General features: G+C 50.5%; 27 protein-coding genes and 1 pseudogene. 9 read left to right on the top strand and 19 right to left on the bottom strand.

The genetic code is table 11. From position 1 onward, the window contains the following. Positions 1–147: 147 nt before the first annotated feature. The 5 genes from IBX50_RS03300 (at position 148) to IBX50_RS03280 (ending at position 3,286) form a co-directional block, all read left to right on the top strand. Positions 148–684: a Tfp pilus assembly protein FimT/FimU gene (locus IBX50_RS03300; RefSeq protein ID WP_292253266.1), complete on the top strand. Its 537-nt coding sequence runs from the start codon at positions 148–150 to the stop codon at positions 682–684. After that, a complete protein-coding gene (gene pilV / locus IBX50_RS03295) occupies positions 684–1,220 on the top strand; it encodes a type IV pilus modification protein PilV (RefSeq protein ID WP_292253263.1) in 537 nt (178 codons plus the stop codon). The genes IBX50_RS03300 and pilV overlap by 1 nt, the downstream gene beginning before the upstream one ends. Continuing rightward, a complete protein-coding gene (locus tag IBX50_RS03290) occupies positions 1,213–1,836 on the top strand; it encodes a PilW family protein (RefSeq protein WP_292253262.1) in 624 nt (207 codons plus the stop codon). Before pilV ends, IBX50_RS03290 begins: the two co-directional genes overlap by 8 nt. Positions 1,837–1,851: 15 nt before the next feature. Continuing rightward, positions 1,852–1,986 carry a hypothetical protein gene (locus IBX50_RS03285; protein ID WP_292253260.1) on the top strand — a complete coding sequence of 45 codons (135 nt, stop codon included), beginning with the start codon at positions 1,852–1,854 and terminating at the stop codon, positions 1,984–1,986. A gap of 94 nt (positions 1,987–2,080) precedes the next feature. Beyond that, positions 2,081–3,286, top strand: a complete 1,206-nt coding sequence (locus tag IBX50_RS03280; protein ID WP_292253259.1) for a hypothetical protein — start codon at positions 2,081–2,083, stop codon at positions 3,284–3,286. A gap of 59 nt (positions 3,287–3,345) precedes the next feature. On the opposite strand, the gene IBX50_RS03275 is transcribed toward IBX50_RS03280, so the two are convergent. Continuing rightward, positions 3,346–5,607: a YgiQ family radical SAM protein gene (locus tag IBX50_RS03275; protein WP_292253258.1), complete on the bottom strand. Its 2,262-nt coding sequence runs from the start codon at positions 5,605–5,607 to the stop codon at positions 3,346–3,348. Between the two features lie 113 nt (positions 5,608–5,720). On the opposite strand from IBX50_RS03275, the gene IBX50_RS03270 reads away from it, so the two are divergent. Further along, complete coding sequence (locus IBX50_RS03270; protein ID WP_292253257.1) at positions 5,721–6,275, top strand: TonB-dependent receptor; 555 nt, start codon at positions 5,721–5,723, stop codon at positions 6,273–6,275. Positions 6,276–6,280: 5 nt separating this feature from the next. Here the strand turns inward: IBX50_RS03270 and IBX50_RS03265 are convergent, their stop codons facing one another. The 16 genes and pseudogenes from IBX50_RS03265 to IBX50_RS03195 form a co-directional block, all read right to left on the bottom strand. Further along, the gene (locus IBX50_RS03265) at positions 6,281–7,117 is read right to left on the bottom strand and encodes a DUF3943 domain-containing protein (RefSeq protein WP_292253256.1); all 837 of its coding nucleotides are present in this window, start codon (positions 7,115–7,117) and stop codon (positions 6,281–6,283) included. Positions 7,118–7,648: 531 nt separating this feature from the next. Then, complete coding sequence (gene rpoS / locus IBX50_RS03260) at positions 7,649–8,653, bottom strand: RNA polymerase sigma factor RpoS (RefSeq protein WP_292253255.1); 1,005 nt, start codon at positions 8,651–8,653, stop codon at positions 7,649–7,651. A 115-nt stretch (positions 8,654–8,768) separates the two neighbouring features. Then, entirely contained in the window at positions 8,769–9,677 is a 909-nt protein-coding gene (locus tag IBX50_RS03255) for a DUF368 domain-containing protein (RefSeq protein WP_292253254.1), read from the bottom strand. Continuing rightward, a complete protein-coding gene (locus tag IBX50_RS03250) occupies positions 9,674–10,330 on the bottom strand; it encodes a protein-L-isoaspartate(D-aspartate) O-methyltransferase (protein WP_292253267.1) in 657 nt (218 codons plus the stop codon). The genes IBX50_RS03255 and IBX50_RS03250 overlap by 4 nt, the downstream gene beginning before the upstream one ends. After that, entirely contained in the window at positions 10,327–11,082 is a 756-nt protein-coding gene (surE, locus tag IBX50_RS03245) for a 5'/3'-nucleotidase SurE (RefSeq protein ID WP_292253253.1), read from the bottom strand. Before surE ends, IBX50_RS03250 begins: the two co-directional genes overlap by 4 nt. Beyond that, positions 11,079–12,203, bottom strand: a complete 1,125-nt coding sequence (locus tag IBX50_RS03240; protein WP_292253251.1) for a tRNA pseudouridine(13) synthase TruD — start codon at positions 12,201–12,203, stop codon at positions 11,079–11,081. Before IBX50_RS03240 ends, surE begins: the two co-directional genes overlap by 4 nt. Next, the gene (gene ispF, locus IBX50_RS03235; RefSeq protein WP_292253249.1) at positions 12,194–12,673 is read right to left on the bottom strand and encodes a 2-C-methyl-D-erythritol 2,4-cyclodiphosphate synthase; all 480 of its coding nucleotides are present in this window, start codon (positions 12,671–12,673) and stop codon (positions 12,194–12,196) included. Before ispF ends, IBX50_RS03240 begins: the two co-directional genes overlap by 10 nt. A 12-nt stretch (positions 12,674–12,685) precedes the next feature. Then, positions 12,686–13,408, bottom strand: a complete 723-nt coding sequence (ispD, locus tag IBX50_RS03230) for a 2-C-methyl-D-erythritol 4-phosphate cytidylyltransferase (RefSeq protein WP_292253247.1) — start codon at positions 13,406–13,408, stop codon at positions 12,686–12,688. Beyond that, positions 13,405–14,292, bottom strand: a complete 888-nt coding sequence (gene ftsB / locus IBX50_RS03225; protein WP_292253246.1) for a cell division protein FtsB — start codon at positions 14,290–14,292, stop codon at positions 13,405–13,407. Before ftsB ends, ispD begins: the two co-directional genes overlap by 4 nt. Positions 14,293–14,398: 106 nt before the next feature. Then, positions 14,399–15,940: an ATP-binding protein gene (locus IBX50_RS03220; protein WP_292253244.1), complete on the bottom strand. Its 1,542-nt coding sequence runs from the start codon at positions 15,938–15,940 to the stop codon at positions 14,399–14,401. A 140-nt stretch (positions 15,941–16,080) separates the two neighbouring features. After that, positions 16,081–17,529, bottom strand: a complete 1,449-nt coding sequence (locus tag IBX50_RS03215) for a hypothetical protein (RefSeq protein ID WP_292253243.1) — start codon at positions 17,527–17,529, stop codon at positions 16,081–16,083. Positions 17,530–17,531: 2 nt separating this feature from the next. After that, positions 17,532–17,861 (bottom strand): annotated as a pseudogene (tnpA, locus tag IBX50_RS03210) (IS200/IS605 family transposase); the annotation flags it as partial. After that, complete coding sequence (locus IBX50_RS03205) at positions 17,816–18,097, bottom strand: helix-turn-helix transcriptional regulator (protein ID WP_292253242.1); 282 nt, start codon at positions 18,095–18,097, stop codon at positions 17,816–17,818. The gene IBX50_RS03205 and the pseudogene tnpA, both read right to left, overlap by 46 nt. Beyond that, entirely contained in the window at positions 18,081–18,374 is a 294-nt protein-coding gene (locus IBX50_RS20680; protein ID WP_366930687.1) for a type II toxin-antitoxin system RelE/ParE family toxin, read from the bottom strand. Before IBX50_RS20680 ends, IBX50_RS03205 begins: the two co-directional genes overlap by 17 nt. A 225-nt stretch (positions 18,375–18,599) precedes the next feature. Next, a complete protein-coding gene (locus tag IBX50_RS03200) occupies positions 18,600–19,559 on the bottom strand; it encodes a porin (RefSeq protein WP_292253240.1) in 960 nt (319 codons plus the stop codon). A 163-nt stretch (positions 19,560–19,722) separates the two neighbouring features. Then, positions 19,723–20,379: a TorF family putative porin gene (locus IBX50_RS03195; protein WP_292253238.1), complete on the bottom strand. Its 657-nt coding sequence runs from the start codon at positions 20,377–20,379 to the stop codon at positions 19,723–19,725. A 340-nt stretch (positions 20,380–20,719) separates the two neighbouring features. Between IBX50_RS03195 and IBX50_RS03190 the strand changes: the two genes are divergently transcribed. Next, positions 20,720–21,028, top strand: a complete 309-nt coding sequence (locus IBX50_RS03190; RefSeq protein WP_292253236.1) for a Rieske 2Fe-2S domain-containing protein — start codon at positions 20,720–20,722, stop codon at positions 21,026–21,028. Here IBX50_RS03190 and IBX50_RS03185 read toward each other — a convergent pair. Next, on the bottom strand, positions 21,014–22,657 hold the full coding sequence (locus IBX50_RS03185) for a hypothetical protein (RefSeq protein ID WP_292253234.1): 1,644 nt from the start codon (positions 22,655–22,657) through the stop codon (positions 21,014–21,016). The genes IBX50_RS03190 and IBX50_RS03185 overlap by 15 nt on opposite strands. Positions 22,658–22,714: 57 nt before the next feature. After that, entirely contained in the window at positions 22,715–23,710 is a 996-nt protein-coding gene (epmB, locus tag IBX50_RS03180) for an EF-P beta-lysylation protein EpmB (protein WP_292253232.1), read from the bottom strand. Between the two features lie 75 nt (positions 23,711–23,785). On the opposite strand from epmB, the gene efp reads away from it, so the two are divergent. Both efp and epmA read left to right on the top strand, forming a co-directional pair. Continuing rightward, positions 23,786–24,352: an elongation factor P gene (gene efp, locus IBX50_RS03175; RefSeq protein WP_292253231.1), complete on the top strand. Its 567-nt coding sequence runs from the start codon at positions 23,786–23,788 to the stop codon at positions 24,350–24,352. Next, positions 24,345–25,289, top strand: coding sequence for an EF-P lysine aminoacylase EpmA (epmA, locus tag IBX50_RS03170; protein WP_292253229.1), 945 nt, complete (start codon positions 24,345–24,347; stop codon positions 25,287–25,289). The genes efp and epmA overlap by 8 nt, the downstream gene beginning before the upstream one ends. The last annotated feature ends 4 nt before the right edge of the window (positions 25,290–25,293 follow it).

Below are 25,293 nucleotides of genomic sequence, written 5' to 3'. Positions count from 1 at the left end.
AAGTTGGAAGCCTCGCCCGTGGCGCTTTAGCGCTTAGGGCGGGGAGCAGTCACGGCCGTGAAGAAATACCGCCTTCCATAAACCTTGCTTGTGTGACAATAGGTGAATATAGTAAACAAAAGTATTTTTTTATGAAGAAGGGATACCATGCCGCGCAAAACCACATCTGCAGGAGTGACTCAACAGCAGGGATTCACCCTGTTGGAATTGCTTATGGTGCTGGGTTTGATTGCTATCATAGTGGGAGTTGCCATGCCAGCCGGACAGGCGATGATTGAGCGTGGACGATTAACAGCCATCACTAACGAAGTCTACGGGGCGCTTCTTTATACCCGCAATGAAGCTACCCGGCTTAGACGTAACTATCGCCTGTGTTTTGTTAGCAGCTCTACAGCCACTGCTTGTAGTACCACAGCAACCAGCCGGTTAGGAGTGTTTGCAGTTACAGGCAGCACCTTAACCCTGAGCCGAGTATTTGACCTGACGCCCAGCACAGAACTGGAATTTTTCGGTGTTACAGATAGGCAATTGAATTTTCATGGGCTGGGTAATCGTCAGGTTGCTGCTGATAATGCCACTGTCTACTTACAAACCACTGCTGGCAGCCGAAACAAGCAGGTAGAAGTTTGTTTTAATGGGCGCATTGTCATCCGTGAAACCAATGATTCCAGTGAGTGCCAATAATGAAAAACCTTGGCAAGCCAAAAAAACAACAAGGATTCAGCCTGATCGAAGTGCTGGTTGCAGGGTTGGTCATCACCGTTGGGCTAATGGCAATGGTGACACTACAGGTTAGAGGGCAAAACCAAGCTTTGGCAGCCCACCAGCGCAGTCTGGCCGGCTTGTACTCACAGGATATGCAAGAAAGATTGCGGGCGAACTTGTGTTTTCTAAGCGTTGAAGTTAGTGATTTAGAAGATCCTGCAGAGTTAGAGAGCTTTATAAATGATACGGGTACTGATGGATTAAACTCTTTTCTGTCGGGCTTGCATGAGGAGTGGCGGGCTGACCATATGACGGGTTCTCGCAGCGGGTGGGTTTCAAGTTTAGCTGCTGATTTTGCTGATAAGGATCCTTCGCCAGCTGATGAGCAAGCAGGCAAGGTTGTTGAGGATGGTTACTGGCGTTTTACCTTGACGATTACCCCTACCGCACCCATGAAGGACAGCATTACCCAAAGCCTGTTGATTAATTATTGGTCGGGAGGTTGCAATGAGTAATAACCGACAACAGGGTTTTACGCTGATAGAACTGCTGGTGGCACTGGCAATTGGTGCTTTGCTGCTGATGGGTATTGCCTCCAGCATAGCGGCCATTACCCAGGCACAAAACCTCACCCGTGATTATGAACAAGTACAGGAAACACTGCGCTTCACCACCAGTCTGATCAGTCGCAGCTTAAGAACAGCGGAAGTGCTGGCTAATGACACAGCAAATAATGCAACCACAACGAATAATCAGCTTTCTGTGAAGCGCATGGGTGCAGCTGGACGACTCAGTTGTATCGGTGAAGAACCAAGTGAAGGTGTTGAGTTCTTTGAAACCTACTATCAACCGGCAGGGACAAACCACCTTGCTTGTCGTGTGGGCGCAACCACAGAAATCATTGCTTATGACATTAGTAGCTTTGAACTGAAATGTTTGATTTACCACCATGTAGACCAACAGATGCTTGCTCATTATGAGGACTGTGCCGGAGCAACACATGCTGAAGTTATAGCTGTCAGAGTGAAACTGGCTTTTGATGCAACAGAATTCAGAAGGTTGGAAGGTTATTCTGATCACGTATTTACCGCAACTCTGCGAAGCCGATTAAGAGAGCGGGCAACCCAGTAAGCTCAGGAGAAAAGCATGGGTTCAGTAAAACAGGTAAAGGTAAATCGTACCACGCCTCAACAGGGCTTTATTTTGGCGCTCTCCCTGTTAATGATGCTTTTTGTCGGATTGGTAGTCATTACCAGCACCGAACGATCTGGACGGTTTTGATGGTGAGTATGGTTTTGAGAACACTGTAAATACGGTGTACAGCTCGGAAGCACCAGACTTCGATTTTGCTTTTTAACTTTCAGGCAGGTGGGTTATGAATTATCAATATAAACAACAAGGCGGCTTTATCCTGGCCCTGGCCTTATTGATGATGCTGTTTATTGGCGTGATTGTTGTATCTTCCATCGACCGTACAGGTGTGGAGCAGCGTGTTGCGACAACGGTTCAAAGTAGACCTAGCTTGGAATCAGCAACTGAGGCAGCTCTGTTAAGGGTGGAGCGGCGCTTGGCGGCAAGTGACTGTAACCTGACCAGCTTAAATGCATCTGCTGCATGTATTCAAAATGCTTTCTCTACGGATGCAGGGTTGGCAGATTTTTTGAATTTAAATGAATATGGCGATGGCGATGGAACATTAAATAGCAAATATCGTTTTAATCAGTCTCCAGATGTTTATTATTGGATTGATGAGAATGTTGTGTTGATAGATCAGTCAACTTCTCCTTGCACAGGAAGTGCTCTTGGTTCATCTTGTAAAATTAGAGTTGTGGCACGTAGCCAGTCTGGCTCAGACTTGAATAATCCTATTTTAACTCTGGCTGCCGCTGTTAATTTGAAAATAAGCATTCCACAATTCCCACCAAATTCGCCTGTTCAGGATCTTTTTGATCTTCTTGATAACCACCCACAAACCATATTTCTTGGCTCAGGGCAGCCTCCTGAAAAAGCAAATCCTAACCAAAGTAATTGCATTGGTGGGACTGGCCCCAATTGCCAAGGTGGAAAGAATATAGATGATTTAACTCCTGGTGATTATGCCGCATTTGATGATCAGGATATTCTTGATGGAATCTGGGCGCAGCTTTCATCTATGGAGGGCTATGGTTTTCCAGTTGTGAGGTTACAAGCTCCGCAAGGAACAACGGCTAGCTTCTCCCTTGATAATATAAGCTCAATGACCATCATTATTGTTGAAGGTAATGGTGATGTGACCTTCACCGGCAAGGCAAAGGATGAAGATACCAACCAGAACTTTCCTGTACTGCTAATGAGTCAAGGAACCGGTACGCTGACTTTGAATACTGAGGGTCAGAATAGTATGTCTGGTTTGATTTTTGCCCCTCATTCTCGTGTTGCAAGTGTGCAGGGTACGCCACAGCTGGGTTTGTCGGTCATTTCCAATTCGCTTTATCTGGCGCAAAGTACGGATTTGTTCGGTTCTAATCCAAATGAAGACTTTCCTGATAAAGTTGAAAGTAATACTAGTATTGATGGGGATCTTGACTTTGATTACTTTTGATTTGGTTTTGGATTAAAATTATTTTCCCTGCGTTGCGGTGTAAGTGATGGCCGGTCTAATCACCGGCCTTTTTGTTTTTTCATTTTGGTTTTGTTTTTGGTGTATGCCTTATCCCTTGGGGGTAAACCTGTGTGCTGGGTCAGCACTGGTTTAGCACCTTTTTTAAAGGCTTCTGCTTTAGTGGTGCCCTTGATCGGGTCAGTCGGGGGAATCAGGTGTTTTTTGCCGTAACCGATCAGGTCGGCACGCCCCATACTTTTTAAGGCTTCACGCAACAGCGGCCAGTTTTTGGGATCGTGGTAACGCAAAAATGCCTTGTGCAGGCGACGCTGACGCTCACCCTTGATGGCATCCACCCTGTCACTCTTGTAGTTCACCTTGCGCAGTGGGTTGCGTTCGCTGTGGTACATGGCGGTGGCGGTAGCCATGGGTGAGGGGTAAAAAGCCTGCACCTGATCAGCGCGGAAGTCGTTGCGCTTCAGCCAGAGTGCCAGGTTCATCATGTCTTCATCAGTGGTGCCGGGGTGGGCAGCAATAAAGTAGGGAATCAGGTATTGCTCTTTACCTGCTTCCTTCGAGAACTTGTCGAACATTTGTTTGAAGCGGTCATAACTGCCGATGCCCGGCTTCATCATCTTCGATAATGGCCCTTCTTCGGTGTGTTCCGGTGCAATTTTCAGGTAACCACCCACGTGATGGGTCACCAGTTCTTTCACATATTCAGGTGATTCCACTGCCAGGTCATAACGCAGGCCGGAGGCAATTAATACCTTTTTGACACCGGGTAACGCACGGGCTTCGCGGTAGAGTTCTATCAGTGAAGTGTGGTCGGTGTTCAGGTTCTGGCAGATGCCGGGGTAAACACAAGAAGGTTTACGGCAAGCGGCCTCGATATCCGGGTCTTTGCAGGCCAGACGGTACATGTTGGCAGTGGGGCCGCCCAGATCAGATACGATGCCGGTGAAACCCTTGACCTGATCACGCATGGCTTCAATTTCCCGCAGGATGGAGCCTTTGGAGCGGTTCTGGATGATGCGCCCTTCGTGTTCGGTGATGGAACAGAAGGTGCAGCCCCCAAAACAGCCGCGCATGATGTTGACGGAAAAACGGATCATTTCCCAGGCTGGGATACGGGCATCACCATAAACCGGATGGGGTGCACGGGTGTAGGGCTGATCAAAAACAGCATCCATCTCTTCGGTGGTCAGCGGAATCGGCGGTGGGTTGATCCACAAATCCTGCTCTCCGTGTTTTTGTACCAGTGCACGGGCATTGCCGGGGTTGGTTTCCAGATGCAATACCCGGTTGGCGTGGGCGTAGAGCACCGGGTCTTTGGCGACTTTTTCAAAGCTGGGCAGGCGGATCACGGTATGGTCACGTCCTTCCCCGCGAACCTGTTTTTCCAGGCGTTTGCGCTCTGCAGCCTGTTCAGCGGTCAGTAGTTCCAGCGCTTGTTCGGTTTGTGAATCAAAAAGTGGACTGGTCTGTTCACCTTTCTGCTGCTCTATGGCGCAGGCTGCCGTGTCCTGAGTATTCACGTAGGGGTTGATGATCTGATCCACGCGTCCGGGACGATCCACGCGGGTGGAGTCAATTTCCAGCCAGTCCTGCGGGGTGTCTTTGCGGATAAACGCTGTGCCGCGTACATCAGTGATTTGTGCAACTTCTTCACCCTGGGCTATACGGTGCGCCACTTCCACCAGTGCCCGCTCGGCGTTGCCATACAGCAGGATGTCGGCCTTGGCATCCAGCAGGATGGAGCGACGTACCTTGTCCTGCCAGTAGTCATAATGGGCAATGCGGCGTAATGAGGCTTCAATGCCACCCAGTACAATCGGCACATCACTCCAGGCTTCTTTGCAGCGTTGGGTGTAAACCAGACTGGCACGATCCGGGCGCTTTCCTGCCGTACCACCGGGAGTGTAGGCATCGTCAGAACGTATCTTGCGATCAGCCGTGTAGCGGTTGATCATGGAGTCCATATTGCCTGCAGTTACACCAAAAAACAGCTCGGGTTTGCCGAGTTTCATGAAGTCGTCTTTGGATTGCCAGTCCGGCTGGGCAATGATGCCGACCCGGAATCCCTGGGCTTCCAGGGTGCGCCCGATCACCGCCATACCAAAAGAAGGGTGATCCACATAAGCATCCCCGGTGACCAGAATGATGTCACAACGATCCCAGCCGAGTTGATCCATTTCTTCCCGGCTCATGGGCAGGAAAGGGGCAGTACCAAAACATTCAGCCCAGTATTTGGGGTAATCAAAAATCTTGCGGGTGCTGGCTGGTGTGATGTTAGTGTGTGTGGCAACAGATGCAGGCATGGGGTATCCGGGGTGCAGCAGAGGGGAAATTGATGTAGATCATTTTAACTGATCCAGGGTGAAGCGTCAGGTAAAAAAGGTTATCCTACGGCCAGTTTTTCTGGAGATAGGTCATGCAGTGTTTCAAAAAGCCAGTTCAACTGGTCTGTGGTGGGTTATTACTGATGGCAATGGCTTTGCCTGTTGCTGCGTCAGATGTTGCCACTCTGGCTGGTTTGCGCTTCAGTCAGGCCAGTGGTGTTTTTAGTGGTATTAAGGATGACACCGCTACGGGAGTCGGTGCGGTGTTGGGTGTCAGTTATCCGCATTACCGAGTTTATGCTGACTTGAACCTATATAGCTGGGATGAGGTGAATACCCGTACCATACATGCCAATTATGAGCGGCTGTGGCATGTAGGTAGCGACTGGCAGGCTTTTGCTGGTGTATTTGGTGGGGTGGTGGATTTTGAGCTGGGTTCAGCCTTGCGTGGCAAAGATGATTACCAGTCCGGCTTGTCTGGTGGTGTGCAGGTTGGTGTGCTACACCCTGTTGGACGTGGCTGGCAGTTAGAAACAGGTGTACGCTACAACCATTTTAGTGTGGAAACACCCAGCGCTGCACTGGATCGAGACGTACGGCTGAACAATCAGGTTGAAGCTTTTTTAGTTTTGAGTTTTTCATCCTGAGCTGCTCAGAATTGGAAGCCTAGTTTTATGCCTATCCATTCTGGTTCGGCTGAGTAACCCACACCGGGTTCAAAGCGCTGGTATGCGGGGCTGTATATCAATTGGCTGTAAGCCCCGCTGGTTGGTTTATCGTCTCCAAGAGCACGATTGATACGTGCCGACAGGCTACCTGCAGGGTTAAGAAACACCAGGGTGCTTTTGCCAAGAAAGCGAGAACCTAATAGCTTGCTATTATTAGCTTGGATGCGTTGCTCCCAAGTATAGAAGGCTTCACCTACTATAGATCCGATCAGGGGGGTAACAATGATGTCCTGTTTTGATGGGATTTCTGCGAGCGCCTCAATACCCATTTCCCATAAGAAGGTAGACATTAAAAAGGAATAGCCGCCTGATTCAAGTGGGGTCAAGCCTTGGTTGCGTGCTACCATATAATAAACAGCACCAAAATACGGGTGGCCGATGTAATTGAGTTGCCACTCGTCCTGATCCCATACCGGGCCATCTTTGTTGTTCTGAACCCAGTTATCACCCAGCTTGCTGAAGGTCATTTCACTGCGATCCCATTTAGAAATGCTTTCTGGCAGGGCGTAGATTATTGCCATAATCCCCAGTGACATAATGCCTATGTTGCGTGTTTCACGAACCATGCCCTGGTATTTAGGGGGCTGCGATTGATCCGCGAGTGGATTTGCTGCTAGCTTCATATCCATGCTTGGTTGAATATTAGCCAGGTAAGAATAAGCCAAGCTGTTATATGGAAGCGTCGGTTCACTTTGGATTTGTGACCAGACAGGAAAACAACAAAAAAAGAGGCTAAGAAGGAAGTATCTTCTGGTCAGCATGATGTTCTTGAATACCGAGGGATTGAATAAATTTAAGGCGGGATTGTAGCATAAAAAATAAGGGCGGCTAAGCCGCCCGAGGGTCTTTCCATTGCGCTATCCGTGCTGACTGCACATCCAGTTGCAGTCTCCTTTGGGGTGTTTCCCGAAATCCTTGTCTGCATTAATTCGGCTGACCTGCCTTCAGCTTTCCAAAGCTGTCCGGTTGCTCTAGGGTCTGGTCTTCCTGACCTCCTTTGACCTTGCAACTGGCTTCCCTTTATCCTTGTCATCCTGCTCCTTGCTCCCTGACAACACGTTCAGATTAACACTTTATGGCAGGATAGGAAGGGGGTGAAAGTGACTGACATGAATATGCGACTAATCTTTATCTACTTTAAAATCAATTGGATAGATAAAAAAATTGATCTGTATCAAGTGGTTTTGATGCAACTACTGCTGTTAGCACTCATGTATGTATGCTATTGCGTACAAAGAAAAACCGGCTGATGACAGCCGGTTATCACAACAGGAACAAATAAGGCGGAGTTTTTAGTTGCTGATGACCGCCTCCATATCCACACCTTCCCGATCCAGCATTTTTCTGAGGCGTTTTAGTGCTTCCATCTGGATCTGCCGAACCCGCTCACGGGTGAGGCCAATTTCACGACCCACTTCCTCCAGCGTGGTTGCTTCATGGCCGCGTAATCCAAATCGCCGAGTCACTACTTCGCGTTGTTTTTCTGTCAGTTCTTCCAGCCAGATTTCTACATTGTTACAGATGTCTTCACCCTGGATATGGTTCAGCGGATCGCTGTCACCTTCACTGGTCAGGGTTTCCAGCAAGGGTTTGTCAGCCTTCTGGCCTGCCGGATAATCAAAGGAGGTGTTGCGTTCGTTTAATCCCAGCAGCCTTTTGATGCTTTCAACCGGTTTGTCCAGATGGCGGGCAATATCTTCCGGTGTGGCTTCATGATCCAGCTGTTGTGACAGCTCGCGTCCGGCGCGCAAGTAGGTGTTGAGTTCTTTGACCACATGAATGGGCAGGCGCACGGTGCGTGTCTGGTTCATTAATGCCCGTTCGATAGTCTGGCGAATCCACCAGGTGGCATAGGTGGAAAAACGAAAGCCACGTTCAGGATCGAACTTTTCTACTGCACGGATCAGGCCGAGATTGCCTTCTTCTATCAGATCCAGTAGGGATAATCCCCGGTTGTTGTAACGCCGGGCAATTTTAACCACCAGCCGCAGGTTGCTTTCAATCATCCGTTTACGTCCAGCGGCATCACCCTTACGCGCCAGGCGGCCAAAATAAACTTCTTCTTCCGGGGTTAACAGGGGAGAGGCACCAATTTCATTCAGGTAAATCTGAGTGGCATCCAGCGAGGTGTTGGGTGTCAGAGAATCATTTTCGAGTGCCTGCTCAAATTCTTCCGCCTCACTAAGCTCAGTGTCGTTCAGCTGGAGCTCATCACTGTCTTCATCAAGCAGCTTTGCTTCAATATCCAGTGGCTCTTTGGTAAGAGTTGCAGAGATGTTTTTTTCGCTTCTGGTCATAACCCGCTCCTTTGGTGTTGCAGGGCAGAATCAAGTCAGAAGACAGACTCTGCTTAGGGTGACTTCAGTACATTCAAAAACTTGCAATTAATATGCCGGAAAAGATTCACCATGTTTATTTGTTGCGTGGTGCCAGCCAAAGCACTAGCAGCCAGCCACCCAAGGCTAAAATTACGACAGGGATGAGGTGGGAGGGTTCCCCGGTAATTTGAGTATAACTCCAGGGAAGTAACACTTGTGTGTCTAAAGGGATCATTTTTCCTTCTGGACTGATGCGGTAATGGGTCAGTAGTTGCCAAGGCCAGATATGGCTGAGTGAGGCAATCACAAAACCGAACAGGGTGGCAAAAGTGGCTGCTCGGTAATGCTCAAATAACCAGCCCAACAGGTGGGAAAATGACAGTAGGCCAATGCCCGCACCACCAGCAAATGCAAACAGCAGTGGCAGGTTGGCTGCTTTTAATGCCTCGATCAGTGGGCCGTAAAGCCCCATCACCAGTAATAAAAAGCTACCGGATATTCCGGGTAGAATCATGGCACAAATAGAGATCATGCCAGCCAGAAAAAAAGTTAACGGAGTAATCTGTCCGATACTGGGTAACAGTAATCCCAGTAAATTGGCTAGCACCGCACCCAGGGCAATAAAAAACAATCGACTGAATGTCCAGTGAACGATCTGGCGAGAAATGATAATGCCGGAGCTGGCAACCAGACCAAAAAAGAAACCATTCAGATGATGCGGATAGGTCACCAGCAGCCAGCTGATCAGGTGAGCCAGCAACAACAGGCTGGTGAACACACCGGCCAGCAGAGAAAGCAAAAAAGTGCCATCCACCGCCTGATAAATGCCCTTTAAACCACCCTTCCTCCAGGCAGCCAGCAGTTGCCAGTCAAAGCTGCGCAGGCAGTTGATCAGGCGTTCATAAATGCCGGTGATAAAGGCTACGGTGCCACCGGAAATGCCTGGCACTACATCCGCAGCACCCATACCCATGCCGCGCAGATAAATTTGCCATGCTTTCATCGACTGACTCCCGGTAACAGCGGGACAAAGTGAACCGGCTCAATATCCTGACGCAGCATACGGCCTCCTTTTTTATCAAATACACTCAGGATTTGTTGTTCAGTCCCGACGGGTAAAATCATGCGTCCACCTTCTTGCAGTTGGTCAAACAGGGTTTCGGGAATGTGTTCCGGGGCAGCGGTCAGTAGTATGGCATCGTAGGGTGCATGTTTTTTTAAGCCGATACTGCCATCAGCATGAGTCACGCGAGCATTTTTCAGTTGTAATCCAACCAGGCGTAATTGCGCCTTGTGCAGCAAGGGTTCGAGACGCTCCACGCTGTAAACTTCGGGAATCAGGCAGGCCAGCAGTGCACACTGAAACCCTGAGCCAGTACCAATTTCCAGTACACGACGCGGGCTGACTTCCATTAGCAGTTCGGTCATACGCGCCACAATATAAGGCTGGCTGAGGGTTTGTCCCAGACCTATGGGTAGTGCGGTATCTTCATAAGCACGATGTGCCAGTGCTTCGTCCAGAAATAGGTGGCGAGGCAAACGACGCAAAGCCTCCAACACCTGTGGATTGCTGATGCCTTTACTGATCAGGCGATCAACCATACGGTTGCGGGTGCGCTGAGAGGTGAAACCTATACCGCGCAGCTGCGGATTCAGCTGATGGAGTTCATCCATGTGGATACCTGATCCAGGCTCTCGTGTCGGGTCATGTCAAACTGCAGCGGAGTAATGGAAACCTTCCCTTCTGCCACAGCATAAAAATCGGTTCCGGGGCCGGATTCTGCTGCATCCCCTGCTGCTGCAATCCAGTAACGGGGTTTACCACGCGGATCCAGCACTTTGATGGGTTCCGGGCCACGATGCCGATGTCCAAGGCGGGTGGTCTGGTAACCCTTCAGGGCAAACAAGGGCACATCCGGTACGTTGATATTCAGCAGGCTGCGCGGTGGCAGTTGCAGGCGGCTGGTTTGTGACATAAAACCTTCCACCAGTTTACGCACCACCGATGCCGCTGTGGCAAAGTTACGTTCACCATCCAGTGAAACCGCCAGCGCTGGTAAACCGAGAAAACGTCCTTCAGTGGCAGCAGCCACCGTGCCGGAATAAAGCACATCATCACCCAGATTGGCACCGTGATTGATGCCGGAGATCACCATATCCGGCTGGCTGCCAAAAATGCCACCCATGGCCAGATGCACACAATCCGTTGGAGTGCCATCCACCGACCAGAAGCCGTTATCCATCTGTCGGGTACTTAATGGGCGATCCAGCGACAGGGAATTGCTGGCACCACTGCGATTACGATCCGGTGCTACTACCAGTAGTTCAGCCAGATCTTCCAGTGCCGCAGCCAGGGTTGCCAGACCCAGAGCGTGAACACCATCATCATTGGATAAAAGTAGTTTCATGGCAGCAACTCCTGTGAAGACTGGGTGGTTACTTTAGCATGTTCGCGGGTCATGGCATCCTTGGCATCAACCAGTTCACGCAACAGGCTAGTGGCAAAACAACCGCTGGGCAGGGTAAAACCCAGGGTTAACCACGGAGCCTGCCATGCCAATAGGGGTTGCTCGGCCAGCATTCGTAAGGGGCGATATTCGCGTTTTAAGCCTTGGTTTTCCAGTGCGGACCACAAACCTTGCCATTGTCGCTGAAACGCTTCTTCTGCTTCTGCTGCCAAACCATGAGTCTGTGGCCAGCCCTTGCCAGCTAAAGGCCCCGCCGGATTTAAATCCTGCCTTTTGATACGGCTGATCAGTTCATCTTCAGCCGCTTGTGGGTCAGAAAAATAACTGCGGGTGCCTTGCAGGTTAAAACAGCTGCCGGGTAAAGGATTCAGCCACTGATGTTGCTGCAGGCTTTCAGCCAGCCAGCGATTAAACAGTGCGCTGCGAGTTGCAGACAGCCAGATGCTGCGATCCTGACGTTTAGGTGGTTTTGGCCGGGTGGTTGCCAGCAGCCAGTTTAATCCCTGCTGCAGGTTCTGCCCGCCATGACCAAACCGCTGTGGCCCAAAGTAGTTGGGTGCACCGTTTGAGAGTATTTCCTGCCAGCGTTGTTGTAGCCATTCACCGGTGCTGGCGTCTGCATTGTTGATGCGAATACGCAGCTGAAAACGGTTAGCGCGATGGGTGCCGCGCTTGAGTTTGCGAGGATGACGGCAAGCATTAAGTACCTGCCAGTTGTCACCATTCAGGCTGTCCAGGGCAGGATCAACCTTGCCGGGCAAGTGCAGGCAAAACCATTGCCGGGTAACGGCGTGGCGATCCTTGAGTCCAGAAAAAGTCACGGCTGAGGGGTGGATACCCGCTTTGCGAGCCAGTTCCTGAGCAACAAAAGGGGTATTGCTGCCGGTTTTTTCGATCCACAGGTAAAGGTGTTCTCCCTGGCCTTCCGGTTCAAAACCCAGAACTTCTTCCACCATAAAATCCTGTGGCTGCAGGCGATACTCACCCTGCCAAGGTGATGCAGGAAAAGCACGCGGCAGGGGTTGCTGGAGGGATGCCAGCAGGGATTCGATTAGTTGCATGGGGATTCCAGTAATACCACGGCCTGAGCGGCAATACCTTCACCGCGTCCGGTAAAACCGAGCTTTTCTGTGGTGGTGGCTTTGATATTGATACGATCCCAGGTGGTGTTGAGATCGGTTGCCAGCTTGTTTTTCATCGCCGGTAGATGAGGTGCCATTTTGGGTGTCTGGGCAATGATGGTCATATCAGCATTCACCAGTTGATAACCCTGTTGCTGAATGGCTTCCATCACACGGCGCAGTAGAATACGACTGTCCACACCGGCAAAGGCCGGGTCGGTATCGGGGAAGTGATGCCCGATATCCCCTAGTCCACAAGCACCCAGCAGCGCATCACACAGGGCATGAATGAGTACATCACCATCGGAATGAGCAACCAACCCCTGGTGAAAAGGAATACAAACACCACCCAGAGTGATGTGGTCACCGGGGCCGAATTTATGAACATCAAAACCTTGTCCGATACGCATGATCAACGCCTTTTAGCTGAGTGAATGGCTTTTCAGCAGAAGTTCTGCCAGCGGCAAGTCTTCTGGATGAGTGACTTTAATATTGTCGCGCCGCCCGCTGACCAATTGTGGAGAATAACCGGCAGCCTCCAGTGCCGAGGCTTCATCGGTGATGTTAAGCCCCTGATCCAGCGCCGTTTGCAGGGCATTTTTCAGCAGGCCGTAACGAAACAGTTGAGGCGTCAGCGCGTGCCAGAGCTGGCTGCGTTCCACGGTGGTTTCGACCTGCCCTTGTGGATTGCTGCGCTTCATGGTGTCAGCGACGGGTGCCGCCAGCAGGCCGCCCACTGCATGATTTTGCAGCGTGTCCCACAGTTTGAACAGGTCGCTCTGCGTCACGCAGGGGCGAGCCATGTCATGCACCAGCACCCAGTCTGCTGCTGCGGCCTGTTGCTCCAGTATTTTTAGTCCGCAGAGCACTGAATCAGCCCGCTCAGCACCACCAAGGGTCGTTATCAGTTGTAAATTCGGATGATTTTGCAGGATGCGCTGATGAACATCCGGCCACCAGTGATCGTCTGGGTGCAGAGGTAAAATCAGGGTGGCAGCAGGAAAAGCCTGATGCAGCTTGCCGAGGGTGACTTCCAGCAGGGTTTTACCGGCCAGCGGCAGGTATTGTTTGGGATAGTCAGCACCCATGCGCTGCCCTATACCGGCAGCAGGCAGCAAGCACCAGAGGCGAGGCGTAAAGCTCATGGTGAAGTGTTTCCAGATTCGGGAAGTGAGAACTCAGCGGGTGGTTGGCCGATCAGCCAAAAAAAAGTTTCATCACTGCCAATCATGCCCAGATCAAAACGTGCGCGTTCATCCACGGCAGCTAACCCGCTTTTTAAGTCCTGCACTTCGGCATCCAGGCGCTGATTGCGTTTTTTTAGCTGTTGGTTTTCCTGTTCCATGGTGCTAACCAAGGCGCGAGCCTGCCGGAATTCAATCAACCCGTTCTCACCCCACCAAAGGCGATACTGGGTGATCAATAATAAAACTAACAGGATCAGGCTCAGAAATCGGGACATGAACAAACCAGAGTGAGAAGCATAAAAAGCGGCATTATACGCAGAAACGAACAACACATCAGCAATCAGGAGCAGGTTGGTACTGAGTGAACGATCAGTATCAGGGTTTTGGTAGGTGTGATTCAGGTTGGGCTGCAAGGGCAGCAATAAACGAGTAATTGGCAGATTGCCCTGCCGCACGGCTTCATAAAGCGCGTCATTACCACGGCTATCAGTTAATAAGTCTGCGCCTGCGGCCAACAGCTGCTCAACAAGACTGGTATTCCCGTAGCGTACAGCATAGGTCAGTGCCGTAAACCCACTAGGCGTGGTGGCATTGGGTTCAGCACCGGCAGCCAGTAATCGCTGAGCCGCTTGGGTTTGATTATTATAAGCCGCCCAGAGCAGCGCGTTCATGCCATGCTGATCTTTTGCATTGAGGTCTGCACCCGCATCAAGCACGGTTTCTAACCGTTCCAAATCTCCGATGTAAGCAAAGCGATGCAGATCCAGCAGCTGCCTATCGACCGCCAGGGTCGTGGTGATTGATAATGAAACCAAGAGGATCAAAAGTACAAGTCGGCTCATGGAGTTAGCTTGGCTCCTTGGTTGTAATTTGACTGCTCGCCAGTTGCTGTTTGATGGGTTTAACGACCTGGTGAAGTTTTCTGTTCATAACCTGCAGTGGATGAAGTTACCCCCGCGCCCATTCAAAGTGAGACAGGTTTTTTTCCTGAGTAGAAAAATGAATGCCGATGAGGTAGATATCCTTGCCTTCGCTCTGGTACTTGGCGGCATAGCCCTTGTCTTTGAGCTGTTGCAGTGCCTTACCCTTGCCATCGACTTTAAATTCGAGAATATAAATCGCCTGTTCCATCTTGATAGTGAGATCAATGCGGCCTGTGTTGGTCACATCTTCGCCGATGATATTCAGCCCCAGGCTTTGCAGGTACACATAGACAACACTGGCATAAAAGCCTTCATAGTTTTGAATGTCGTTTTTGGTGAAGTGGTTGTAGGGAATGCTGGCAAACAGACTGGTGAGGGCTTGTTGGAAGCCTGGCATATCCGCTTCCAGCAGGCTTTTGTAGATGTGGGTTTTGGTTGGAATCGAGCGTTTGTCTTTGATCAGGGTGTCGATGATGTAATCGTTCAGCGATTGCTTGACTTCTTTGTTAGGAATTTTCAGGGTGTATTCAAGGGTGTCAAACAGCGTGGTTTGCACGGTATCTATTGTCAGGTAACCGCTTTGATAAAGGATCACTTCCAAATCCAGGTTGTCGATATCAAAGCTGTTAAGCAGTTTTTCATCAACCCGCAAATCAGCAAGATTGGGCAGGAAGTAGTGTTGTTTTTTGATCAGCTCCATCAAAAAGGTGGGCGTGCCGCTTTCAAACCAGTAGTTCTTAAAAGTGTGTTCATTGGCAATAAACTTTAAGATATCAAAGGGGTTATACATCTGATTGCCAAGGAAATTATAGCCGTTGTACCACTCCTTCACCTTTTTCATATCAACACCCGTTAAATAGGGTGCGAAGGTGGTTTCTACATCCTGCTGGCTGTAACCGCAAATGTCGCCGAATTTACGCTGTAAGGAAATATCAGTGATGTTGTTCAAGCCGCTGAAAATGGAGGTTTTAGTGAACTTGCTCACGCCGGTCAAAAACGCAAAGCGTAAAAATTCATCGCTACCTTTGATCACGCTGTAAAAATTCACCAGACCATCGCGGAGTTCTTGCGCTAGAGGGGTATTGGTGATGTTGTCCAGAATCGGCTTGTCGTATTCATCCACCAGCACCACGACCTGCTGCTGGTATTTTTCATGGGCTTTGCGAATCATTTCACTAAAACAGCGTCGGTCTCTGGCCTCAAACTGGCAGGTGATGCCCAGCCGCTCCTGATTGATGATAAAGATCTCTTCAAACTTGTCTGCAAGGTCATCGCAGGATTTGATTTTACCTTCAGCGAAGGAAATGTGAATCACCGGATAACTAACGCTCCAATCCCACTGGTCTTCAATCGCCAAGCCGGAAAAGAGGTGCTTTTGGCCTTCAAAAATATTACGCAGGGTATCCAAAAACAGGGATTTACCAAAACGCCTGGGGCGGCTTAGAAAGACATACTTGTAGCTTTGCAGCAGCTCATAAGCCAGCGCAGTTTTGTCGATGTAAACATAATCGCCTTCGCGGATTTGGCTAAAAGTTTGAATGCCAATCGGCAGTTTTTTGAGTGTCATCTTGATTTTCTCCTAAACATCCCCATGGATAAATCCAGGGGGTTTTGGTGGTGCTTGATGATTCAGGGTCTCCTGACTCTCGCTCGACTCAGACTCAAATCGAGTTACAACATCCAGGCCGTAGCCAAATCCACACCCCTTTAACAAGCGAGTCGCTCTGACGGCTTTGCCGTAGGCAAGACAATTGTCCCGCCATTCGCAACTTCTATTGGACGACACCAGCCCGCTTGCTCTAGTCGCTGTTTCACAACCGGCCAGCGCGTATGCAGCTGGCTAGACTGGTGTTCGTTTTCAATAACGCAAAGCGCCAGAAAAGCAGAGTAGCAATCACGCTGAACCAGCAGGGCGCTTTCGGAAGTCTTGCCTCCAAGAAAGTGCCAGCGTTCGCTCAGTGTTTTTTTGGTGTACTCACCGCTCACATGGTCGTATTGCGACATTTTCAGGCGCTGCGTATTCAGTTCGATGAGTTGTCCACCGGCACTTTCAGCCTTGCGTTTCAACCCAGCAATGAATGTCGCAGGAGCCTTTGTCTTGATGCTTTTCCCGTAGAGTTTCTGCCAAGCCTTGTACGACAGCTTTTTGGTTTTGATGATATTACCCAGGCGCAGCACATCGTTGACCAGCTGACCTTGAGAGCGCTTTCGCTCAGCTGCCAGCTTGCGTTCCAGTTCCGCCACAGCCTGCTTCAGAGCGAGATAGTTCTTGGAAACCACCTTAACCTTCGCGCATTTTTTCCAGGTACCGTTTTCGTTGTAGCAATGCGGGTTCGTGGCGCGACGCGAACGATCCATCGCCCACTGAAGTGTCCTGATCTCTTTCCAGGGTTGTTCGATGGTCGGGCAGAAGGCCAGCAGGTCGCTAGCGGTCTCTGAGACGACGGCAACCGATGAAGGGCCAACATCCAGACCCACTTCATTGTTTGGCAAGGTCGAATTCTTTTCCTTGGCAGGTGAAAGCCCTGCCTGGGCAAGCTGCACGTACCAGCGCCGCTTTCCTTTGACGTTGCGCCACACCAGGCGGCAGAACTTGGTTTTCGCTTTCAGGGCTTCATCCAGCCATCGATCCTTGCCCGCAGGCGGGTATTGGATCGGTAGAATCAGTCCAGCCCACTCAACGATGCCGAGTTCGGGGCGGTAGCGAATGCCTGCCTTGTTCGTTTTTCCTGAAAAAGACTTGAGCGGTCGCTTTGCGCTTTTGAAGCGAGGGCGACCACGCTTGCCATAACTGTGCTGTTCAGCGGCGGCGAAGGCGGTTTCTGCAATGCGCTGTGTCTCATTGGCACTGAGGCGAGACTTCCATCCTGCTTCATTTTTGCAGCGCGTAGCGAATGTAGAAACCGATGCAGAGGTGAACTCGAATTTTTTGACGACTGACCGGAAAGCATGGGTGCGCTCCTCATCTTCCAGTTTTCTGGCTGCCTTCCAGTCTTTGGATTCACGCATAAGATCCAAGCGACGCAGCGCCTCACCCAGTGCAGCATTGTAAAGACGCGCACCCGCCAATAATCGTGCAGTCAGCTGCCTTTCCGTCTCTTGCGAAACGGAAACAGGCAACTCAACGATAAAGGTCGGATTCTTCGCTCGCTTCACTTTTATACGTTTCTCTGTTTTTCAATGTATTGCTTGATCACTTCGAGCGGTGCGCCGCCCACCGTGCAACAGAAATAAGAATTCGTCCACAGCGTAGGCAAACGAGACTTTAAGCTGGGAAACTCGGATCGCAGCAACCGAGAAGATCGGCCTTTAATCGCTTTGACCAGTTTATGAATGCCGTACTGTGGATCGACTTCAACGAGCAGATGCACATGATCGGGCATGGTTTCCAGCTCGATTATCTCAGCGCGATGATTACTGACTACGTCGTGTATAATTTCTTTTAGTCGCGCATCGATGTCGCCCTGAATGACGGGTCTACGGTATTTAGTGTATCCAGGCTGGGTGAGTGCTTACCAGAGGCCAGAGCATTTTCCAGGCGTGCTATTGCAGGTGCCTTGGTTCCCATCCGTTCAGCGATCTGTGCCTGAGTCAACCCGGCTGAGCGCCGTGCTGCCAGCATTTCATCCAACAGCGCATATTCTTCACGATTGACGCGTTCATATTCGGCTTTTGCCTCTGGGTCTGCCAGAGCTTTGGCTTTTAGTTCAGCATGTGTCAGCATGGTTCTTTACCTCTTTCATTCGAACTTCAGCCACTCGCTTCTCTTTGGCTGGTGTTTTGTCTGTTTTTTTAATAAAGCTGTGCAGAATCACAACTTGTTTGTTGATCAGGGTGCAGTAAAAAACCCGTGCAATACCTTCTGCTGACTTGATTCGGAGTTCAAGTAGTCCATTTCCGAAAGCCTTACTGTGCGGCTCACCGAGATTGGGGCCGTGCAACTCCATTCGGTCGGTCAAGGCAAAGTACCGACCTCGAAGCCCCGGCGGCAGGTCGAGTATGTCCTTCTAAACCTTGTCACTGTAGTAGGTGATGGTGTAAGTCATGCATGAATAATAGCAAATATGTTATTATTTGCAGCGCTTGGGCAGAGGGCATCCTCACGGCTGCCAGTATTGAGGAGCTGTTGCGGTATTGATGGTTTTAGAGCAAAAAAAAGCAGCCCGAGTTGGGCTGCTTGAAGTCGACCATCCTTGGTCGCGTGTGTAGAGCCCTTCCAGAGAGACTTACCAGTCGTAACGCATACCAACTGTCATCACGCTCTTGTCACCAAGGGTGTAGTCTTCATTGTTTTTGTCGTTACCCATGGCAAACTCACCATAGGTACGGAAGGCGCGGGAGAGTTTGTAGTTGGCACCAATGGCCAGATCCAGGCCGGACTCATTGCCGTCATCCATCATGGACACCAAGCCATAAACATCACCCGGGCCATAGGTGTAAGAGCCACCGGCTGCAATGTGCATAAAGTCGCCAGAGCTTTCAATCAACAGGGAGGCTTTTAAAGCATCCATTTTGTAGGTGGCACTGGCACCAATGATTGGATCGCTGTCTGCACCGCCATCCAGCTCTTCAATGTTCTGATCAAAGGCAATGGCCAGTGTCAGGTTATCAACCATGGTGAACTGACCATAAGCCTGCAGACCAAAAGCTTCGTCGCTGGCGTCGGTTTCAGGTGCGTGTTTGGCAGACAGACCAAACTGCATACCACCTAAGTCGGCAGTTTCAAAAGCAATGGTGTCACCGCGGGCATTACTGTCGCCCTTGTTCAAAGCGCGGAAACCTTTGTTTTCAAACAAATCGGCAACATTGGAAACAGCCTGGTAATAGAGTGAGTCAAAGTTACCCACAGTCACCTTACCAAAACCACCTTGCAAGCCGACATAGGTATTACGCAGGTCATTAAACACCGGATCTCCGTTCTTTGACTCTTGGCGCTCATCAGCCGAAAAACGGAATTCTGCACGGGCAAAAGCAGTCAGGTCTTCGTTGATCTTGTCGCTGGCGCGAAAACCGATACGTGAAGTGTTATTTTTAATAGCATTATCGCCATCATTATTTTCCAGCATCAGGTTGATGCGACCATACATATCAACTTTGGCGGTGTCTGTTTGAGCGATGGTGGCAGCCTGCACTGATGTGGCAGCCAGGGTTGCAGCAACAGCAGAGGCGAGTAGTGTCTTTTTCATCAGGGTTTACCTTTTGCTTTTGGTGTGTTCATGGGTTAATGAGTTAACGTGGAAAAGTTAGCAGCCTTAAATGACAGATTTGGGTCAGATGTATGAATCTGATGAAGAAAGGATAACACATTTAGCAACAGCGTAAACCCCCGCCCAATTGGGCGGGGAGCATTCACCAGCTGTAAGTGTAGGTGAATTCCAGGTAGCTGGCATCGCTGTCATCAAGATTGAGAGCAAAAGCACCGGTAACATACTGCTGAGGCATGATTTCTTTGCCTACACCTAATTCCAGAGCAGTGTCACCTTCGCTGGCATCTTGCACGCCAAGAGTCAGCAGGGCAAACAGGTCAACAGCATCCAGTGCGTAGTCGGCACCAAATTCCAGATAGATGCTGTCATCAGCTTCTGGCAGGTAAAAATAGGCGCTAACGCCCAAGGCTTCATTTACAGAGTAGTTACCACCAAAGTACAGTTCGTATTCGGCATCAGCATCGCTGTCCATAGGGATGGTGTAAGTCAGGCCAGCATCATAACCAGCAGCGTCATTGATTGCACCAGCATAACCCAGGTTCAGTTCGATTTCGCTTTGTTTAAATTCCGAGTCGGAATCCAGCAGATCCATAGTGGTGAACAGCAGGCCAGCATAAGCGCCAGACTCATGGCTGTATTCAACACCGGCTTCAAGTGTCATCATGGTATCGAGATCAGAGTTGGTAGGTTGGGCTAAAGTAGCACCAACATGGCCAGCAACCTCAGCAAAAGCAGGCGCTGCAACAAAACCAGCAGACAGAGCAGCGATAGATGCAGCAATCAGTGTTTTCTTCATCATTTACTTCCTATTTTAGTGGATCAATCCAGTTGGAGTATTCGTTTGATTGTGTTAGTACAAGCAAGCCAGAATTTTTACTTTACAACCTTAATAATTCATACATTAAAATGCAAAGGTTATCCAGTTGATATACCCAAAGTCAGAGCTGGATGCAGTGAATTCATCGGTAACTGACCGGGGTCTCTCCAGGCCATCCAGATTCTCTTGGCACAATGCAGCGAGCGTGCCAATTTTACATTTTTATGGCGGTTTTTATTGTTTGTGTCTTAAGTACACTGGCCGGATAGAGAACAATCTGGCGGGTTTCTATTTAGCGATATATCTTTTTCAGGAGTAAAAAATGCAGTGGATTCAAGTATGTAAAGAAGAAGAGCTGGCGGAAGGTCAGTTCAAAATTGTTGAGAAGGATGACGGTGATGAGCTGCTGGTTGCTCGTGCCGAAGGTGAGTTGCTGGCGGTGGTGAATGAATGTTCACATGATCGGCGTGGGTTTGATGGCGGTTGTATTGAGGCAGGGCTGCTGGTTTGTCCCCGTCATGGTGCACGTTTTTGTTTGCGCACCGGAAAGGCGCTTACACCACCGGCTTATGTTGATATAGATACCTTTGTTGTGAAAGTTGAGCAAGGCATGATTCTAGTGGAGGCTTAAACCCTCCTGTCCCAATGATTCCAGTCGGAATTGATTAAACTCGCCAGGGCTGCTCATCAATTGAGTCAGTCTGGCGCGTTGTACACCCTGTCGGGTGCTGATGGATACCTTTTGCCCTTCCCGAAAAGGCAGTAAGGGGGTGATCACGCTGGCAGCAATACCCAGCACCTGCAGTTCTGGTATCAGAAAACCGGGCATATAATCCAGGGGTTCCCCCACTTTAATGATGGGCTTGATGGCGCAGGGCTGCATTCGGCTGCCGAGGCGCTCAATGCCCAGTTGGTGACCGCCGGGTACTTCTTTGATCCAACGGATTAATCCCGGCTGCCAGGGATCAGCCGCTTTTTCTTTTAGTGCTATCAGTTCACCGGTTCGCAGCAAGGGTGACGCGGTACCCTGCCAATGCAGGCAATAACCTGTGGCGCTGGTATTCACCAGTTGCAGTTCATGTTGTGGGTGGCGTTTATCCAGTTCTTCTTCCAGCGAGGTGCTCAGGTTGTTTTCTATCTCAACCAGTTGGATATAACCCATGCTGTTGTTTTCGGTTGCATCGTGTGCGGATGCCCAGGGGTCAACTTTTTGCTCTTGTAAAAAAGGGTTGTCTCTGGTCTGGGGCGCGAGATTTTGTCCGGCCACCAGGCTTTCAAAAGGTCGCCGACCGTTAAGATGAAAATGTACACTGCGCAGCCCCAGGGTCAGTTGAACGGAGCCGCTGGTGTCCACTCTGGGTGTGCCTCTTTCTGAGGTTTCACCCAGGGTCGTTTGCAGGTGTTGGATAAGTCGGTTGCCGAGTGATGAGTGCCCCTGTTGGAGTTCAGCAAAAAGCAGTGTAACAATATCACGGGTATCCAGCCCCAGCTCTCGGTCGGTTGCTGCCTGAGTCAGGGGCTCTGCTCTGCGTGGTAAGTAGTTGTTTTTTGCCAGTACCTGAAACAGGTTGTCTGAGTCACCAGCAGGCAGCAGGGTTAGCTGTTTACTCCACAAAGCAAGTTGTGGGAAGAGTAACTCCAGCTCATCACTGCGCAGGTTTTCTGCCTGTACCAGCCCCAGTAACACCAGTTGCAGGTAGGCCTGCTGGCAGTTCTGGGGTGGATTGTGTTGTACGGGTTTAAGTTGCAGACGACTTTGGCAGGCAACATGGTAGAGCAGGTTCAGCTCTGGCCAGCATTCAGTGGGTGCGTTGATGCTGAGTTTACAGGATCGGTAAATCAGTGCGCCGGTATGCTGGATAGCTGCGTGAAGTGACTGAAGCAGGCCGCGTGCCAGCAGTGGAGCGGGCAGTTGATCTCTTAACTCCAGCAAGTCATTAACAACTCGCTTGTAACCCTGTGCCAGCTGTTGTTGTAAGCCCTGTGCCTTGTCTCCGGCTAAAGGATCATTGTTGTGTTCCAGTTCGTTCAACACCTGTTGTATAGCAGGTTGCAGGGTGTTCAGCCACTCCTGTCGCCGCAATGGCAGCAAGCGCAGCTGGTTGAGCTCATTCATCAGTTGCGCCAGTTTTTCCTGGCTGGCCATTGGGTGAGCCATGGGTAGCTGTTTAACCCATCGTTCCAGTGCATCCAGCTGGGTGGCGCAGCTTTCCAGCTGATCCCGGCAGAGTTCAGGAAAATTGAATGGCAGCTGTCTCATGTTGTTTTTTCCACCTCTTGTTGACCAGCACGCTGGTTTACCAACCGTCTATTTTATTTACCAGCCTAATGGAGTCTTGGCCGGTTGATCAGGATACTCGCGGACTAGTTTGGGTACCAGATATCCGGGGAGAAGTGTCAGTAGCCCGGCATAAATCTGACGCGCCTGCTGATCATCCACTGCAAAGTGGGCTGCTCCGGCCACGGGATCAAAAGCGTGTAGATAATAAGGCATAACCCCCTGCTCAAACAAAGTTTCTGATAGCTGTGCAAGAATTTCTGCTTGATCATTAATGCCCCGCAGTAACACACTCTGGTTCAGCAGGGTGATTTCTGTGCGCCTAAGACGTTGTAATGCCTCACAGAGTTCGGTTCCAACTTCCTGCGGATGATTAATATGCAACACCAAAATCACTTTCAGATGAGTGCTGGCAAGGGTCTGCAACAACTCATCGGTGATGCGTGATGGTAAAACCACCGGCAGGCGGGTATGAATTCTCAGGCGTTTCAGCTGAGGTAATTGCTGCAACTGCTGGATTTTATCAGCCAGACGCAGGTCTGGTGTTGCCAAGGGATCGCCGCCGGACAGAATCACCTCATTCACTTTTGGGTGGTGTTGCAGGTAATCCAGAATGGCGCTGGTGGCTTGTTGACTCAGGCTGTTTTCAGCATAAGGAAAATGCCGCCGAAAACAATAACGGCAGTTGATGGCGCAGGCACCGCTGCTGGTGAGCAGCACCCGCGATTGATATTTATGAATCAAGCCCGGCAAGGGGTTGGATTGATGCTCCTGCAGTGGATCAGCAACAAAACCTGCTTGTGGCAGATTTTCCTGAGCCAGCGGCAGCACCTGTAACAACAGTGGATCTTGTGGATTGCCACGCTGCATCAGGTTGATGAATGGGTGCGGCACCAGTGTGCGGAACAACTGGTGTCCCTGTTGCAGCCCACTGGTACCACCCGGCAGTTGCTCCGGATTGATATTGAGCAGGCGACAGAGTTCCAGTGGATCTCGAACCGCTCGTTTTAGTGTTTCACTCCAGTGGTGAGTCACTGAGCTTTTGGGTATTATGAGCGACCCGTTTTTTAATGTCTGTTCCATGTGATTATTTATTCAGAGATCTGACTTATGGCGAATTTCGCAACCAATGAATTCAAGGGCGGCCTCAAGTTTATGCTGGATGGCGACCCCTGCTCGATGATGGAGATTGAGCATATCAAACCCGGCAAAGGCCAGGCATTTACCCGTGTTAAGTACCGCAACCTGATGAGCGCCCGTGTTGGCGAAAAAACCTTCAAATCCGGTGAGTCGGTAGAGGGCGCGGATGTCATGGATGTGGACATGGAATACCTCTACACCGACGGCGAATTCTGGCACTTCATGAAAACCGACGGCTCCTTCGAGCAGGTGGGTGCTGATGCCCGTGCTCTGAGTGATACCAGCAAGTGGTTGAAAGAACAAGAAGTGTACATGGTTACGCTGTACAACGGTGCACCGATCAGCGTGACTCCTCCGAATTTTATCGTATTGCCGGTGACTGAGACAGACCCCGGTGTGAAAGGTGACACAGCTCAAGGTGGTTCCAAACCAGCCGTATTGCCAACAGGTGCAACAGTTCGGGTGCCCTTGTTTGTAAACGAAGGTGATCTCTTAAAGATTGATACTCGCACAGGCGAATACGTCAGTCGTGCTTAAAGATCTACTGCTGAAACGTGCCGGGTTGTTGAATACAACCCGGCTTTTTTTCGCCCGGCGTGGGGTGCTGGAGGTGAATACTCCAGTGCTGGGGCCGGGTGGATCAACCGATCCGCTGCTGGATTCGTTTGTGACGCGTCTGGAAGGTGGCTCGGCGCAGCCGCAGGCACTGTACCTGCAAACCTCGCCAGAGTTTTACATGAAACGCCTGCTGGTCGCAGGCAGTGGGCCGATTTATCAACTGGGGCCGTGTTTCCGTAATGGTGAGGTGAGCCGCAGACATAACCCTGAGTTTCTGATGCTGGAGTGGTATCGCCCCGGCTGGTCGTTGGCCGAACTGGAAAGTGAATGCCGGGCGCTGGTGGATGAGCTGCTGGGTGTTGCGGATTATACGCACCTGACTTATCGGGAAGCTTTTTTACAGCTGGTCGGGCTGGACCCTTTTACTGCTGAACTGGAAACCTTGCGTGCAGCTTGTGTGACCTGCTCAGGTATTGATGCACAGATGCTGGATCGGGATGCCTGTCTGGATTTACTGATCAGTCATCAGGTAGAGCCGGGATTCAAAACACTGGGTCGGGTGGTGTTGTATGAGTTTCCGGCCAGCCAGGCAGCGCTGGCGCAGGTGCATCAGGATGCTTTTGGCAATGCCGTGGCCAGTCGTTTTGAGTTATATGTGGATGGTCTGGAGCTGGCCAATGCCTATCAGGAACTGACTGCGGCGGATGAACAGGCTGCTCGTTTTGTGGCCGATAATGCCCAGCGTCGGGCATTGGGCAAAGAGCAAATCACTCCCGATACCAAGCTGATTGAAGCCCTGCAGCAAGGCTTGCCGGAATGCAGTGGTATTGCGCTGGGATTTGATCGGCTGGTGATGCTGGCACTGCAGGCAGATTCACTGGATGAGGTGCTGACCTTCAGTGCGCTGCGTTGGTAGTGCA

Source organism: Marinospirillum sp., assembly GCF_014859565.1.
The sequence above is the reverse complement of the archived record's forward strand: the minus strand, read 5'-3'. Positions and strand labels throughout refer to the sequence as shown.

Bases quoted from the DNA above. Each gene is read 5' to 3' on its own strand.
- IBX50_RS03290 (WP_292253262.1), top strand. From the start codon at position 1,213: ATGAGTAATAACCGACAACAGGGTTTTACGCTGATAGAACTGCTGGTG.
- IBX50_RS03265 (WP_292253256.1), bottom strand. From the start codon at position 7,117: ATGCTGACCAGAAGATACTTCCTTCTTAGCCTCTTTTTTTGTTGTTTT.
- IBX50_RS03240 (WP_292253251.1), bottom strand. From the start codon at position 12,203: ATGCAACTAATCGAATCCCTGCTGGCATCCCTCCAGCAACCCCTGCCG.
- IBX50_RS03255 (WP_292253254.1), bottom strand. From the start codon at position 9,677: ATGAAAGCATGGCAAATTTATCTGCGCGGCATGGGTATGGGTGCTGCG.
- IBX50_RS03205 (WP_292253242.1), bottom strand. From the start codon at position 18,097: ATGCTGACACATGCTGAACTAAAAGCCAAAGCTCTGGCAGACCCAGAG.
- ispF (WP_292253249.1), bottom strand. From the start codon at position 12,673: ATGCGTATCGGACAAGGTTTTGATGTTCATAAATTCGGCCCCGGTGAC.
- pilV (WP_292253263.1), top strand. From the start codon at position 684: ATGAAAAACCTTGGCAAGCCAAAAAAACAACAAGGATTCAGCCTGATC.
- IBX50_RS03300 (WP_292253266.1), top strand. From the start codon at position 148: ATGCCGCGCAAAACCACATCTGCAGGAGTGACTCAACAGCAGGGATTC.
- IBX50_RS03220 (WP_292253244.1), bottom strand. From the start codon at position 15,940: ATGACACTCAAAAAACTGCCGATTGGCATTCAAACTTTTAGCCAAATC.
- rpoS (WP_292253255.1), bottom strand. From the start codon at position 8,653: ATGACCAGAAGCGAAAAAAACATCTCTGCAACTCTTACCAAAGAGCCA.
- IBX50_RS03190 (WP_292253236.1), top strand. From the start codon at position 20,720: ATGCAGTGGATTCAAGTATGTAAAGAAGAAGAGCTGGCGGAAGGTCAG.
- IBX50_RS03285 (WP_292253260.1), top strand. From the start codon at position 1,852: ATGGGTTCAGTAAAACAGGTAAAGGTAAATCGTACCACGCCTCAACAG.
- surE (WP_292253253.1), bottom strand. From the start codon at position 11,082: ATGAAACTACTTTTATCCAATGATGATGGTGTTCACGCTCTGGGTCTG.
- ispD (WP_292253247.1), bottom strand. From the start codon at position 13,408: ATGAGCTTTACGCCTCGCCTCTGGTGCTTGCTGCCTGCTGCCGGTATA.
- IBX50_RS03275 (WP_292253258.1), bottom strand. From the start codon at position 5,607: ATGCCTGCATCTGTTGCCACACACACTAACATCACACCAGCCAGCACC.
- ftsB (WP_292253246.1), bottom strand. From the start codon at position 14,292: ATGAGCCGACTTGTACTTTTGATCCTCTTGGTTTCATTATCAATCACC.
- IBX50_RS03280 (WP_292253259.1), top strand. From the start codon at position 2,081: ATGAATTATCAATATAAACAACAAGGCGGCTTTATCCTGGCCCTGGCC.
- IBX50_RS03270 (WP_292253257.1), top strand. From the start codon at position 5,721: ATGCAGTGTTTCAAAAAGCCAGTTCAACTGGTCTGTGGTGGGTTATTA.
- IBX50_RS03200 (WP_292253240.1), bottom strand. From the start codon at position 19,559: ATGAAAAAGACACTACTCGCCTCTGCTGTTGCTGCAACCCTGGCTGCC.
- IBX50_RS03185 (WP_292253234.1), bottom strand. From the start codon at position 22,657: ATGAGACAGCTGCCATTCAATTTTCCTGAACTCTGCCGGGATCAGCTG.
- efp (WP_292253231.1), top strand. From the start codon at position 23,786: ATGGCGAATTTCGCAACCAATGAATTCAAGGGCGGCCTCAAGTTTATG.
- IBX50_RS03195 (WP_292253238.1), bottom strand. From the start codon at position 20,379: ATGATGAAGAAAACACTGATTGCTGCATCTATCGCTGCTCTGTCTGCT.